The 13,763-nt window shown below is 39.4% G+C and carries 12 protein-coding genes; all 12 read right to left on the bottom strand.

Annotated features, from left to right (window positions below; genetic code table 11):
- Positions 1–32 precede the first annotated feature (32 nt).
- Positions 33–2,564 (bottom strand): DNA gyrase subunit A, encoded by a 2,532-nt coding sequence (gene gyrA, locus ACZOVS_RS01885; RefSeq protein ID WP_483995541.1) that lies wholly within the window; start codon positions 2,562–2,564, stop codon positions 33–35.
- A 403-nt stretch (positions 2,565–2,967) separates the two neighbouring features.
- The gene (locus tag ACZOVS_RS01880; RefSeq protein WP_483995540.1) at positions 2,968–3,987 is read right to left on the bottom strand and encodes an electron transfer flavoprotein subunit alpha/FixB family protein; all 1,020 of its coding nucleotides are present in this window, start codon (positions 3,985–3,987) and stop codon (positions 2,968–2,970) included.
- Positions 3,988–3,998: 11 nt separating this feature from the next.
- On the bottom strand, positions 3,999–4,781 hold the full coding sequence (locus tag ACZOVS_RS01875) for an electron transfer flavoprotein subunit beta/FixA family protein (RefSeq protein WP_483995539.1): 783 nt from the start codon (positions 4,779–4,781) through the stop codon (positions 3,999–4,001).
- Between the two features lie 12 nt (positions 4,782–4,793).
- Positions 4,794–5,933, bottom strand: a complete 1,140-nt coding sequence (locus ACZOVS_RS01870) for an acyl-CoA dehydrogenase (protein WP_483995538.1) — start codon at positions 5,931–5,933, stop codon at positions 4,794–4,796.
- A gap of 115 nt (positions 5,934–6,048) precedes the next feature.
- On the bottom strand, positions 6,049–6,888 hold the full coding sequence (locus ACZOVS_RS01865) for a 3-hydroxybutyryl-CoA dehydrogenase (RefSeq protein WP_483995537.1): 840 nt from the start codon (positions 6,886–6,888) through the stop codon (positions 6,049–6,051).
- Between the two features lie 17 nt (positions 6,889–6,905).
- Positions 6,906–7,688, bottom strand: coding sequence for an enoyl-CoA hydratase-related protein (locus ACZOVS_RS01860; protein WP_483995536.1), 783 nt, complete (start codon positions 7,686–7,688; stop codon positions 6,906–6,908).
- A gap of 5 nt (positions 7,689–7,693) precedes the next feature.
- Positions 7,694–8,353, bottom strand: a complete 660-nt coding sequence (locus ACZOVS_RS01855) for a 3-oxoacid CoA-transferase subunit B (RefSeq protein ID WP_483995535.1) — start codon at positions 8,351–8,353, stop codon at positions 7,694–7,696.
- 27 nt (positions 8,354–8,380) lie between these two features.
- On the bottom strand, positions 8,381–9,169 hold the full coding sequence (gene kamE, locus ACZOVS_RS01850) for a lysine 5,6-aminomutase subunit beta (protein ID WP_483995534.1): 789 nt from the start codon (positions 9,167–9,169) through the stop codon (positions 8,381–8,383).
- A gap of 409 nt (positions 9,170–9,578) precedes the next feature.
- Positions 9,579–10,178, bottom strand: coding sequence for a ribonuclease HII (locus tag ACZOVS_RS01845; protein WP_483995533.1), 600 nt, complete (start codon positions 10,176–10,178; stop codon positions 9,579–9,581).
- Positions 10,175–11,161: a hypothetical protein gene (locus tag ACZOVS_RS01840; RefSeq protein ID WP_483995532.1), complete on the bottom strand. Its 987-nt coding sequence runs from the start codon at positions 11,159–11,161 to the stop codon at positions 10,175–10,177. Before ACZOVS_RS01840 ends, ACZOVS_RS01845 begins: the two co-directional genes overlap by 4 nt.
- 9 nt (positions 11,162–11,170) lie before the next feature.
- Complete coding sequence (gene purD, locus ACZOVS_RS01835; RefSeq protein WP_483995531.1) at positions 11,171–12,454, bottom strand: phosphoribosylamine--glycine ligase; 1,284 nt, start codon at positions 12,452–12,454, stop codon at positions 11,171–11,173.
- Between the two features lie 16 nt (positions 12,455–12,470).
- Entirely contained in the window at positions 12,471–13,601 is a 1,131-nt protein-coding gene (locus tag ACZOVS_RS01830; RefSeq protein ID WP_483995530.1) for a glycosyltransferase family 4 protein, read from the bottom strand.
- Positions 13,602–13,763: the final 162 nt, after the last annotated feature.

Raw genomic sequence — 13,763 nt, 5'->3', positions numbered from 1 at the left:
TTCTACTAACAAATATTATACCGAAATCTATTCTATTCAGTCTTTGGAACATCATCTTTAAAATAATCTTTCGGTTCCTCGATATTTTCAACATTATTATCATCTGTTCCTATATTGTCGGCTTCTACCTTTGTCACGGCTGCAATAGAATCGTTATCACGCAAATCAATAAGTTTGACACCCTGTGTTGCTCTTCCGACTATTCTTAAAGTACTTACAGCTATTCTGATAAGTATTCCCGACTTGTTGATAATCATAAGATCATCTCCGTCGTTAACATCTTTTATTGCTATAAGAGTACCGGTTTTGTCAGTGATATTAATAGTTTTGACACCTTTGCCTCCACGGTTGGTGATACGATAATCAGCCAAGTCGGAACGTTTACCGAATCCTTTTTCCGATACCACGAGTATGCTGGTATTATCATCTTCAACGCAAATCATTCCGACCACCTCGTCATTATCGTCTGCCAAAGTCACGCCTCTCACTCCTGATGCCGTTCTGCCCATAGGACGAACAGTACTCTCATTAAAGCGTATAGCTCTGCCTGAACGCAATGCCATCAACACCTCCTGTTTGCCGGTTGTAAGTCTTGCCTCGAGAAGTTCATCATCATCTCTTATAGTTAAAGCTATAATACCATTGGCACGTGGACGCGAATAAGCTTCAAGGCTCGTCTTCTTGATAATACCTTTTTTCGTTGCAAGAATTATAAAATTGTTATTGATAAACTCCTCATCTTTCAATGTAGGAATATTCAGGCAAGCCTTGACTTTATCGTCTGGATCCAGATTGATAAGATTCTGTATTGCTCTACCCTTGCTTGTCTTGGTACCTTCCGGTATTTCAAACACTCTGAGCCAGAAGCACTTACCCTTCTCGGTAAAGAACAGCATATAATTATGGTTAGTGGCAACAAATAATTGTTCTATGAAGTCTTCTTCTCTGGCGTCTGATCCTTTTGAGCCCTTGCCACCCCTACTCTGTCTTCTGTATTCGCTCAAATTGGTACGTTTTATATAATTAAGATGCGATATGGTAACGACGACCGGGTCATCTGCTATAAGGTCTTCAATTTTAAAGTCGTCAGCGGTGTGGACAATGCTTGTTTTTCTATCATCGCCGTATTTTTCTTTAATTGCAAGCAGTTCAGTTTTTATAATATCGAACTGAATACTTTCGTCGGCGAGAATTTCCTTCAGTTTCGAGATGGTTTTATGGACTTCATCCAACTCATCCATTATCTTTTTTATTTCCAGACCTGCCAATTGACCCAAACGGAAAGCGACTATAGCTGAAGCCTGAATGTCATCGAATCCGAAAGCCGTCATGATAGCCTGTTTGGCCTCTGCCTGACCTCCTTTACATGCTCTGATAGTAGCAATAATCTCATCAACAATATCCAAAGCTCTGGCAAGACCTTCAAGTATATGTGCGCGTTTTTCCGCTTCTCTCAAATCGTGTTCCGTACGACGTATCACAACCTCATGACGATGATCGACATAATACTTTATCAATTGTTTCAAGTTAAGTGTATGAGGACGACCATTGACCAAAGCAACATTATTAACGCTGTATGCACTCTGCAAACCTGTCATTTGATACAATTTATTCAGCACCACGCTCGACACGGCATCGCGTTTAAGTTCATACACTATACGAAGACCTTTACGATCTGATTCATCACGGATATCAGCAATACCTTCGAGTTTTTTCTCGTTGATAAGGTCTGCCGTTTTCTTTATCATGTCGGCTTTATTGGTCTGATAAGGCACCGATGTCGCTATAATACGTTCATGTCCGTTATGTTCTTCTATTGTTGTTTCACCTCTAAGAACGATGCGACCATGCCCTGTTTCGAAAGCATCACGAACACCCTCGTAACCGTATATTATCCCTCCGGTTGGAAAATCCGGAGCCTTGATATACTGCATCAGTTCTGCTATTGTAATATCTCTGTTATCTATATACGCAATAATACCGTCTATGACTTCTGAGAGATTATGAGGAGGCATATTCGTTGCCATACCGACAGCTATACCGCTTGCTCCATTGACTAAAAGATTGGGTATCAATGCAGGTAACACTGTAGGTTCAGTCTCGGAATCATCGTAGTTATTCTGGAAATCGACAGTTTCCTTGTCCAAATCGACAAGCATCTCCTCGGCGAGTTTTCTCAACCTTGCCTCTGTATATCGCATTGCCGCAGGTGGGTCGGCATCTATGGAACCGAAATTACCTTGTCCGTCTATAAGCGGATAACGCATGTTCCAGTCCTGTGCCAAACGTACCATAGCATCATATACAGAATAGTCTCCATGCGGATGATATTTTCCCAACACTTCTCCTACTACTTTTGCAGATTTTTTATATGGTCTATTCGACAAAACTCCCATATCCAACATGCCATACAAAATTCTACGATGTACAGGCTTCAAACCATCTCTCACATCAGGAAGTGCACGAGCGACAATTACCGACATGGAATAGTCGATATATGATGTCTTCATGTGATTCTCAATGTTAATAGGTACGATTCTTTCGCCTTCAAATTGTTCTTCCATATTCTAATTTCCTATCATTATTTCAAATAGCAAAAGTAATAAAAATTTTCATTTCATTAAAAGGTTGCATACAACTTTTTTGGCATTTTTTATAGTTTTCAGGCATGATTTAATGGAAATATTCCTATCAAATTTATCATCTTATTCTATCAATAAAAAAATGTTTTTTAATGAAAATCATAATATGTCATTGTATCTTACAACTAATGACAATTTGTAAAGACTTTAATAAATATATCGTCAATATTACACTTGCTATTTTTATGATTTTCAACTATACAAGTCATAAAATAATTATACACGAGTATTTAAAAGCAAAGAGTCCGGACAAACACCGAACTCTTTTTCTTAAAACATCAAGATGTTTATGTATAACAGAAAGTTTTATGTTAATAACAAAGTGTTATTTTTCCATTTCTTTTTTCAAACGTTCTGTAAGCATGGGCACGATTTTATGGAGGTCGCCAACAATACCGAGGTCTGCTGCACTGAAAATAGGAGCATATTTATCTTTATTGATAGCGATGATATAATCCGATTCCTCCATGCCGGCGAGATGTTGAATGGCGCCTGAGATACCGCAAGCCATATACAAATTAGGACGTACCGTCTTACCCGTCTGTCCCACCTGATAGCAGTGGTCCATTACACCGGCGTCCACCATTGCGCGCGAAGAAGCTACCATACCGCCGAGTACGTCGGCAAGATTTTGTAATTTGTCGAAACCCTCTCTGTCATGAACTCCACGACCGCCTGAAACGAGTATCTTGGCATCGGCAATATCGTCGGAGCATTTACAATTCATGTTGGTTTCCAAAAGTTTAACCTTAAATTTACTCTTGTCGAAGTTGGGTTCGAACATTGTGACGACACCTTGTCTTCCAATTTCGCGGACATGTTTTTGCATAACACCCGGACGTACTGTTGACATCTGAGGGCGATTGTCCGGACATATAATAGTAGCCATCAAATTACCTCCAAATGCAGGACGCGTCATACGGAATTCTTTTTCATGGGTATCCTCTTTTTCCTCTATCTCGAGACGTGTACAATCAGCAGTAAGACCGGTCTTAAGTCTCGAAGCGAGACGAGGAGCGAGGTCACGGCCTATTGTAGTTGCACCGAAGAGAACGATATTAGGTTTGTTATTTTGAATAATCTGATAAACGACTTGAGAATACTGTTCTGTAAGATAATCTTTAAGTTCCGGGCTGTCGGAAACTATTACTTCGTCGGCACCCATCTCGATAAGATTCTGAGCTTGATTTTTAATGTCGCTTCCGAGAAGAAGCACCACCACCTTTTCTCCGAGAGCATCAGCGAGGTCACGTGCTTTACCTAAAAGTTCATAAGCAACGGACTGAATCACTCCACCGCGTTGTTCCGCGAACACATATACATTTTTATAATCTTTCTTATCCATGACTTTAACTTTTAGATGATATGTTTCTCTTTAAGTTTTCTAACAATAATTTCCACTGCTTCTTCTTCGCTAACCTCATGTATTTCTCCCGGAGCCTTCATGGCTTTAGGGAATGATTTGAACACCTTGGTAGGCGAACCTTTGAGACCGAGTTTAGACTCATCGACATCGATTTTGTCGGCACCCCATACTTCAACCTCTTTGGAGTAAGCCTCTACTATGCCCGCAACATTCATATAACGAGCCTTGAATGCAGAAGCGAGTACTGTAAGGACACATTTACCCTCCACCTCGAGTATTTGAGTGCTGTCTTCATTTTCTTTTTTCACAATAAAAGTACCATGGTCGGTTTTCTCAGCATCAATGACGTATGACACTTGAGGAAGTCCGAGATGTTCAGCCATTTCAGGTCCCACCTGAGCCGTATCGCCGTCTATGGCCTGACGCCCTGCTATAATGAGGTCATAGTCTAAAGTTTTGATGGCGCCTGCCAAGGCATAGGATGTTGCCAGAGTATCGGCACCGGCAAATTTACGGTCGCTGAGCAATATGGCTCTGTCAACGCCCATAGCGAAAGCCTCGCGAAGTATCACATCTGCTTGTGCCGGTCCCATGGTTATTACAGTCACATGAGCACCATATTGGTCTTTCATACGAAGAGCTAATTCAAGGCCACCTTTGTCATCCGGATTCATGATACTCGGCACTCCGTCACGTATCAATGTGCCTTTTACCGGATCTATTTTAATTTCTGTAGTATCAGGAACCTGTTTAATACATACTATAATATTCATGCTGCCTCCCTCCTATTTAAATAAATGACCTGCAATAACCATTCTTTGTACTTCAGAAGTACCTTCATATATTTCAGTAATCTTGGCGTCACGCATCATACGTTCCACCGGATATTCACGTGTATATCCATAACCGCCATGGAATTGTACTGCTTTTGTTGTCACTTCCATTGCTGTTTCTGCTGCGAACAATTTTGCCATTGCCGCATCAGCAGAATAAGGCAATTTCATATCTTTTTTCCATGCTGCACTACGTACCAACAAACGAGCAGCCTCCACTTTGGTCTTAAGATCTGCCATTTGGAACTGTGTATTCTGGAATGATGATATTGATTTGCCAAACTGTTTACGTTCCTTGGTATATTTCACCGTCTCATCCATAGCTCCCTGAGCTATACCGAGAGCTTGCGATGCTATGCCAATACGACCACCATCGAGAGTCTTCATGGCTATGCTGAAGCCTTTGCCGAGCTCGCCAAGCAGGTTTTCTTTCGGCACCTCGCAGTTTTCAAATATCAGCTCACAGGTTGCTGAACCACGAATACCCATCTTCAACTCTTTTTTACCTATTGAAAATCCCTTGTATCCTCTTTCCACAATAAAAGCCGAGATGCCTTTAGTACCTTTTGATTTATCGGTCATAGCCATGACGATAAAGACATTGGCATAAGCAGCGTTGGTAATAAATATCTTGGATCCGTTGAGTATCCATTTATCCCCAGCATCCACAGCTGTTGTCTGTTGCATTGCGGCATCGGTACCTGCATTAGGTTCAGTAAGACCGAAAGCGCCTATCCATTCGCCGGACGCGAGTTTTGGCAAATACCTCATTTTTTGTTCTTCTGTGCCGTTTTCCAATATAGGAGCAACGCACAATGATGTATGGGCTGAAAGGATAACGCCGGTAGTGGCACATACTCTTGAAAGTTCCTCTACTGCCATGATATACATTTGTACTGTACCGCCGGCACCGCCATACTGTTTAGGAACCGGAATACCCATCAAACCCAATTCTGCCATCTTCTTGACGGTTTCTTCCGGAAAACGTTCCTGTTCGTCAACTTCGGCTGCCAAAGGCTTGACTTCGTTTTCTGCAAATGATCTTATCATCTGCAAAAACAATTCTTCTGTCTTTGAATAGCTAAAATCCATTTCTGTTATTTTTTGGAGTGTCATTTAAAAATGATGTTGAGATGTGTCAATTAAGAATTTGTCATGCACATCTCAGCATCTGATATGACATCTCAAATTTTACAATACCTTTTCATCAATATTTATAAAATCCCTCACCTGTTTTTCTTCCGAGCAAACCGGCTCTTACCATTTTACGAAGAAGCGGATGAGGTCTGTATTTATCATCTCCGAACTCATTGTGTAACACTTCCATTATTGCGAGACAAACATCAAGTCCGATGAGGTCTCCTAAAGCGAGAGGACCCATAGGATGGTTGGCACCGAGTTTCATGGCGTTGTCAATATCTTCCACACTTGCAATGCCATCAGCATAAATACCTATTCCTTCATTCACTAAAGGGATAAGGATACGGTTCACCACAAAACCGGGAGCTTCTTTCACCATGACAGGAGTCTTCCCAATGGCAGACGACAGTTCCATAATCCTGTTACAGACATCATCGGAAGTTTTCTGTCCCTTAATAACCTCTACAAGTTTCATCACGGGTGCCGGATTGAAGAAATGCATACCGATAAATCTGTCAGGACGATTAGTACAAGCAGCAATCTCTGTTATCGACAGTGACGATGTATTTGTAGCGAAAATGGTTTCCGGTTTACAAATCTTGTCAAGCTCTGTGAACACTTCTTTTTTCAGATTCATATCTTCTGATGCAGCTTCGATAACGAGGTCAGCGTCAGCAAAAGTGGCATAATCTGTTGTTGTCGAGATATTTGCCAAAGTGGCATCCATATAATCCTGAGTCACTTTACCTTTATCGACCAATTTCGCCAATGATTTCGATATTTTAGCGACGGCTTTATCCAACGAAGCCTGAGTTCTGCTTTTCATAACTACGGGTTGGTTTGCCTGGGCAAAAGCCTGAACGACACCAGAACCCATTGTTCCTGTACCTATTACATAGATTTTCATGATAGTATTTTTTTAATTTATTTTCCTTTAAATACTGCTTTTTGTTTTGATAAAAAAGCTGTCATGCCATTTTTCTGGTCTTCTGTAGCAAAACAGCGTGAAAAATATACATTCTCGAGAGCCATTGCTTCTTTTGCAGACAAGTCATAACCATCATTGATACATCTTTTGGAAGCAGCAATAGCGAGTGGAGCATTTTTAAGCATCTGCTCTGCCATTTTGACAGCCATATCAATAAGTTCAGACTGTTCACAAACAGCATTGACAAGGCCTATACGTAGAGCTTCTTGAGCATCAATGACTTTGCCTGTGAATATCAATTCTTTGGCATAAGCCGGTCCAACCAATTTAGGAAGACGATAGGTGCCTGAGAATCCCGGTATTATGCCGAGACCCACTTCCGGTTGTCCAAATTTAGCATTAGAAGAGGCGATACGTATGTCGCAAGCCATTGCAATCTCACAACCGCCGCCCAAAGCAAAACCATTGACAGCAGCAATGACAGGGATGTTGAGATCTTCGAGTTTTTTAAAAGCATTGGCTCCACGTCTTGCAAATTCAAGTGCCTGAGCGTCGTCCATATCTCTCATCTCAGAAATATCGGCACCTGCCACAAAGGCTTTTTCACCATCGCCTGTTACTATAAGCACTCTGTTTTTCGACAAGTCAATATTGCTGACGAAATCATCAATTTCGGACAATATTGTTGAATTCAAAGCATTAAGAGACTTTGGCGCTGATATTGTCAATATACATATACCATTATCTTTTAACTCGCTTTTCAAGAACTTATATTCCATGGTCATCAATCTATCATCGACTTCAGGTTCGGAGAAATAATAAGTGTCGCTTCAGTGGCAGCCTGCACCTGTTCTACTGTAAATTCCGGGTGTATTTCAGTAAGCACAATACCTTCTGGAGTAATCTCCATAACACCCATTTCAGTGATAATCATATTGACTTGTCCAGCAGCAGTAAGAGGCAAGTTGCATTTTTTCAATATTTTAGGTGAACCTTTCTGAGTATGTTCCATTGCGAGGATAACGCGTTTGGCGCCTACCACGAGGTCCATGGCGCCACCCATACCCGGAGCCATCTTACCGGGAATGATCCAATTGGCAAGATTGCCTTTCTCATCAACTTGCAAAGCGCCGAGCAATGAAACATTGACATGACCACCACGAATGATGGCGAAAGATGTTGCGGAATCGAATGTCGAAGCTCCGGGGTTGAGAGTGATATAACCGCCTCCGGCATTGATAAGGTTTTTGTCTTCTTTTCCTTCTTCCGGTGTAGCACCCATGCCCATGGCACCGTTTTCAGATTGAAGCGTCACTGTGATTCCCTCAGGAAGATAGTTGGGAATCAATGTTGGAATACCTATACCAAGGTTAACAACGTCGCCATCGTGCAGCTCTTTGGCTGCTCTTTTAGCGATAACTTCTCTCATTTCGTTTTTATCCATACTATTTTTGTATTTTAATTTTTACGTTTATTTCATATTTCGTTTAACCATCTCTTGTACTACGAACGATGCAACATCATCGGCATAGGTATTCATGCCGAAACCGGCATCATAGCCAAGTTCTTTCGCCAATTCATGTGTTATTCTCGCACCTCCGCAGATAAGTATCATTTTGTCTCTAAGACCTTCTGCCTCCATAAGTTCCACAAGGTTAGTGAGATTCTTGATGTGAATATCCTTCTGTGTTACAGTCTGTGACACTATCAAGGCATCAGCATGCAATTCTATGCCTTTGGCTATAAATTCCTCATTAGGCACCTGACTACCAAGGTTATATGCCTCTATCATCTCATAACGCTCCAATCCGTAATGTCCGGCATAACCTTTCATATTCATAATTGCGTCTATACCTACTGTATGAGCATCTGTTCCGGTACTTGCTCCGACTATAACAATCTTACGACCTATATTCTCCTTGATATATTTATCTGTTTCATACATGTCCATGACATTGGATTCGACCTTCGGGACATAAATCGTAGTATAATCGACTGTATGAGAACAACTTCCATAACAATTAAAGAATGTGAAACCTGGAGTAAGTTCCTTATAATAAACTACACTCGGATTTTCGAGACCCATTTTCTTCATTATCAATTTTGCAGCCTCTACAGCTTCAGCGCCACATGGCACCGGTAGTGTAAAACTCAACTGAACCTTGCCGTCATTCATGGTATCTCCATAAGGTTTTATTTTTGTCAAATCTAAGGTCTTGTCAAAATCCTTAGCTTCCATTGAATATAATCCTTCACTCATATATAGTATAATTTATTAGTTATCAATATTTTAAAATTATAAATCATTGTAAATCCCAATATCTTTCCCGATTTTCCAAAGTTTTTTACAATTAATTCTGCAAATATAAGTTAAATTTTCCATTGATTTACTATATAATCAAAAAAAATCATCTCATGACCTTTTATTTTCAAGATATTACTCGCCTCTTAGCGAATATCGGCTTTTGTTATCGATAATGCTTTGCTTTATAATGCCAAGACATCATTGAAAAACATTTTCAGACAGTCTTTATGTCATAAAAGCATGTTAAACAACTTGCTGTTTTACCGGCAGTTGTCTGTCAATGAGTGTGGTTTTAAATTATTTCATCAAAACATCTTTGTAAATACAAACACACGTAATGACAAATATGATTAGAGAGCACATTTCAGTCCCATAATTTCAGTTGGATAGACATATTGAAAGTAAGTCTGTGGAGTGGAGAGACACCATATTGAGCCACTGCATTTTTATGTTCCAAAGTAGGATAACCTTTATTATTTGCCCAATTATAATGAGGATATTTTTTATGATAATCCGTCATCAAATGGTCACGAGTTGTTTTTGCAAGAATTGAGGCAGCAGCTATAGACTGATATTTCGAGTCTCCTCCTACAATAGTTTTGAAACTTATATCATGATAAGGAACAAATCTGTTTCCATCGACAAGAATCAAATTAAATCTCACCGACAAAGCATCCAAGGCGCGATGCATTGCAAGGAAAGAGGCATTAAGTATATTTATCTCATCTATTTCCTGCGGTGACACTATGCCGACTCCGTAAGATAGAGCTTCATTTATTATCATTTCTCTGAGGATCTCACGTTTTTTCTCCGACAGCTTTTTAGAATCATCCAATTCAGGGTAGTCGGAGCCTTTCTTTAGTATCACAGCAGCTGCAACTACCGGACCCGCTATACATCCCCTGCCAGCCTCATCACAGCCTGCTTCTATCATCTCATCAGTATAAAATGCCTTTAAGTTCATGCTATTCCAATCAATGCGATATATTGTTTTATCATTAATCCAGCTAATAAAATAAACATAAGAACAGTTATAATCTTTTTCTTATTGACATTGGACAATGCCATGGAATAATAAATCGGTGCCGCAGCAAAGAAAACAGAATCATTCACAGTCGAGTTTTTCTTGAAAAACAAGAATAATGCAATAAGCAACATTATTATGCCTATCTCAATTCTTTTTCTGGCAAGAACAGGTTTGTCCGCAGAAAAAACATTTATTTTTAGCATTGATAACAATACCAATATTACACTTGTCAAAAATACACACCATTCCATTGCTGTCAATTTTGGCAATCCTAATGAAAAATCGCTAAAATAAGATGAATAGGCAAAATAGTATGACATCAAATTGCCGTTTATGTATAAAAAAGCTGCATACAAAAGATATGGCATAACAAATCCGGTTACAGGCAACAACAAATACCGAAGACTATCAAAACCTGTGAACAAAAGAGACAACACAGCCCATAGCAACAGATAGGCAGAAGGAGTATATATAAATGATGCCAATGACAGAAGTACTCCCACATTAAGGAGATAATTCTCCGGTTTTTCGGTTTGATTTATCATAAACATGATATGCAATACCAAAAGTATTATAGGACAAGCCATTATAAACGGCGACAATACAGTTGCGTTGAAAGAGCACATCGACATCATAAATACCAATGCTCCCATTGTACTATTGCGTCCAATCAACTGATTGGCAGTAAGAATGGAATTAAACAAAAATGTTGACAACATAAACAAGAGGAATGCTGTTGTCTCCATGATGTATGGGGAAAGGTCGAGTATTCTTGCAACAAGATCATACAACGGCATTGTCAAATCTTCAGTTGCAGTGATTTGTTGAGGCATGATAAAACCCGGCAACCAAAATAAAATCATCACTGCAAAAATGGCAAGATGTTGTTTCAGAAAACTATGTTGAAAAAAAACAACCATAATGACACATTAAAGGTTCATAAGGTCGATCCCTATGTCATGACGATAGTTGACGCCATCGAATTTTATTTTTTCAACATTATGATATACCTTGTTTCTTGCTTCTTCTATATTGTTACCATGAGCTGTCACTGCTATAACACGGCCGCCGGCAGTTACTATATCTCCATTTTCATTTTGTTTTGTGCCGGCATGAGCTATGAAACAGGAAGGAGATATATCATCAAGCCCCTTAATAATCATACCTTTCCGATATGTTTCGGGATAACCGCCGGAAACCAACATGACGGTAACAGAAACGTCATTACTCTTTTTGAACTCTACTTTTTTGATGTTGCCTTCGGCACAAGCGGCAAGCAAAACTGCAAAGTCGGAATCTATACAAGTCATAACACCCTCAGTCTCAGGGTCTCCCATCCTTACATTATATTCTATCACATAAGGGTCTCCACCAACATTCATCAAGCCGAAGAAGATAAATCCTTTATAATCAATATTCTCAGCCTTAAGACCGTTAATGGTAGGTTTAATTATTCTGTTTTCAACTTTCTCCATAAACTTGGAAGTGGCAAAAGGCACCGGAGTTACAGCACCCATTCCGCCTGTATTAAGACCTTTATCGCCGTCGCCAATACGTTTATAATCTTTAGCTTCTGGTAAAATGACATAATCATTTCCATCGGTAAGAACAAAAACGGATACTTCAATGCCTTTTAAGAACGTTTCAATAACCACTTTTGCCGATGAAGAGCCGAATTTACCGGACAACATTTCTTTGAGTTCAGTGCAAGCTTCATCTCTGTCATTAACAATCAAAACGCCTTTTCCTGCTGCGAGGCCATCGGCTTTTAAAACGAAAGGTGGCTTTTGAGAATCAAGATATCGAATACCTTCTTCAAAATTATCAGCAGTGACGGTAAAACAAGATGCTGTAGGTATAGAATATTTTTCCATAAACTGTTTGGCGAAAGCCTTGCTACCCTCCAACATGGCACCACGTTTGTCCGGACCTATTATCTTTACATTTTTAAGTTCATTATCTTGTTTAAAATAATCCACTATGCCATCAACAAGAGGCTGTTCGGGACCAACTACCACAAGGTTAATGTTATTCTTTAAGACAACAGTTTTAATAGATTGAAAATCAGAAATATCTATATTAACATTTTCTCCCACGGAACACGTTCCGGCATTACCCGGTGCTATATACAAATTATTCACCTTGTCGCTTTGAGCGATTTTCCATGCCAAAGCATGTTCCCTGCCGCCTGAACCAATAACCAAAACGTTCATTTTATCAAAATTTAATTCAACAATTCTTATTCACTATTTTTTCCATACAATTCCACCATTTTTTTGCCGCCATATCCCATGAGAAATCATTTCTTCTCACCCTGCCTTTCTGTATAAGTTCTTCTCTGACATCAGGATTGAGGACTTGTTGCATGGCAGAAGCTATAGAATCCACATTAAAAGGATCAACAAGCAAAGCTGCATTGTCGGCAACCTCAGGCATGGACGACACATTTGAAGTTATCACCGGTGTATCACAACGGAAAGCTTCTACTACAGGTATTCCGAAGCCCTCAAAATAAGAAACATAAATTGATGCCAAAGCCGCTGCAGTCACTTTGTGCAACTCATCTGCTGACAATCGTCCACAAAATACCACATCATTATTATGTGTCATGGCATTGTATGCACTTTCAATAGGCTGTGTCCACCAACGTTTCTCCCCTACTATCAACAATTTAACGTCCGAACCGGTATTCTTTTTAAAAATATCGTATGCAGTAAACAATCGTGCAAGATTTTTACGTGGATGAAGAGACCCAACAAACATAAAATATTGATAACCATTACAATAATGGTCTCTGATCTCCTTTTTTATGTCTTCAGCAACTGGAACAAAACCATCATTTGCTCCATTATACACCACATCTATCTTATCAGGAGAAATGCCATAACATTTGCAAATATCCTGTTTTGAAAACTCAGACACCGTTATCAGACGAGTTGCCTTGTGTGCAAAACGAGGAAAAAACTTTTTATAATGCCATAAAGCAAGACGAGGATAGTCATCCGGGAAGTGTTCAAACCCCAAATCATGAAATACAGCAAGTTGTGGTACATTGGTTCTTAAACTCAAATATCCGTCCGTAGAAAGATACAAGTCCGGTTTTATCTTACGCAATGCTCTTGTAACAGAAAATTCAAAATATATGATATATAAAAAAGGATGTCTTGCCTGAGGAAACAAAACCACAGGCTTTACATTCTCAGCAAAAACGAACATGGGATCCGGTTCTCTGTCAAAAAGAAAATAAAACTCAACATCAGGGTGTTGCAAAACAATACGTTTGAGATTTTCGTATGCCACCCAGCCGATTCCCTCAAGTTTGTTTTTGAGCATTAATCGTGTATTTACCGCTATCTTCAAAATCTCATTTTTTATAGTGGCAAAGATAAGAAAATCTTATTTATAAAGGTTCTGGATGATAATATTTTTGAAAATTTTAAAAAATTTTGAAAATCACTTGTATAAATATGGCATCTTTAAAACTTACACGTCCTCCAAAAACATCTTAATTATTTTAATATA

Source organism: Candidatus Limimorpha avicola, assembly GCF_056978975.1.
Note: the sequence above shows the minus strand (reverse complement) of the source record. Positions and strands in the feature narration are given on the sequence as shown.

What these genes read in the sequence shown, in the direction of transcription:
- gyrA (WP_483995541.1), bottom strand. Translation starts at nt 2,564, where the DNA reads ATGGAAGAACAATTTGAAGGCGAAAGAATCGTACCTATTAACATTGAG.
- ACZOVS_RS01880 (WP_483995540.1), bottom strand. Translation starts at nt 3,987, where the DNA reads ATGGATAAGAAAGATTATAAAAATGTATATGTGTTCGCGGAACAACGC.
- ACZOVS_RS01875 (WP_483995539.1), bottom strand. Translation starts at nt 4,781, where the DNA reads ATGAATATTATAGTATGTATTAAACAGGTTCCTGATACTACAGAAATT.
- ACZOVS_RS01870 (WP_483995538.1), bottom strand. Translation starts at nt 5,933, where the DNA reads ATGGATTTTAGCTATTCAAAGACAGAAGAATTGTTTTTGCAGATGATA.
- ACZOVS_RS01865 (WP_483995537.1), bottom strand. Translation starts at nt 6,888, where the DNA reads ATGAAAATCTATGTAATAGGTACAGGAACAATGGGTTCTGGTGTCGTT.
- ACZOVS_RS01860 (WP_483995536.1), bottom strand. Translation starts at nt 7,688, where the DNA reads ATGGAATATAAGTTCTTGAAAAGCGAGTTAAAAGATAATGGTATATGT.
- ACZOVS_RS01855 (WP_483995535.1), bottom strand. Translation starts at nt 8,353, where the DNA reads ATGGATAAAAACGAAATGAGAGAAGTTATCGCTAAAAGAGCAGCCAAA.
- kamE (WP_483995534.1), bottom strand. Translation starts at nt 9,169, where the DNA reads ATGAGTGAAGGATTATATTCAATGGAAGCTAAGGATTTTGACAAGACC.
- ACZOVS_RS01845 (WP_483995533.1), bottom strand. Translation starts at nt 10,178, where the DNA reads ATGAACTTAAAGGCATTTTATACTGATGAGATGATAGAAGCAGGCTGT.
- ACZOVS_RS01840 (WP_483995532.1), bottom strand. Translation starts at nt 11,161, where the DNA reads ATGGTTGTTTTTTTTCAACATAGTTTTCTGAAACAACATCTTGCCATT.
- purD (WP_483995531.1), bottom strand. Translation starts at nt 12,454, where the DNA reads ATGAACGTTTTGGTTATTGGTTCAGGCGGCAGGGAACATGCTTTGGCA.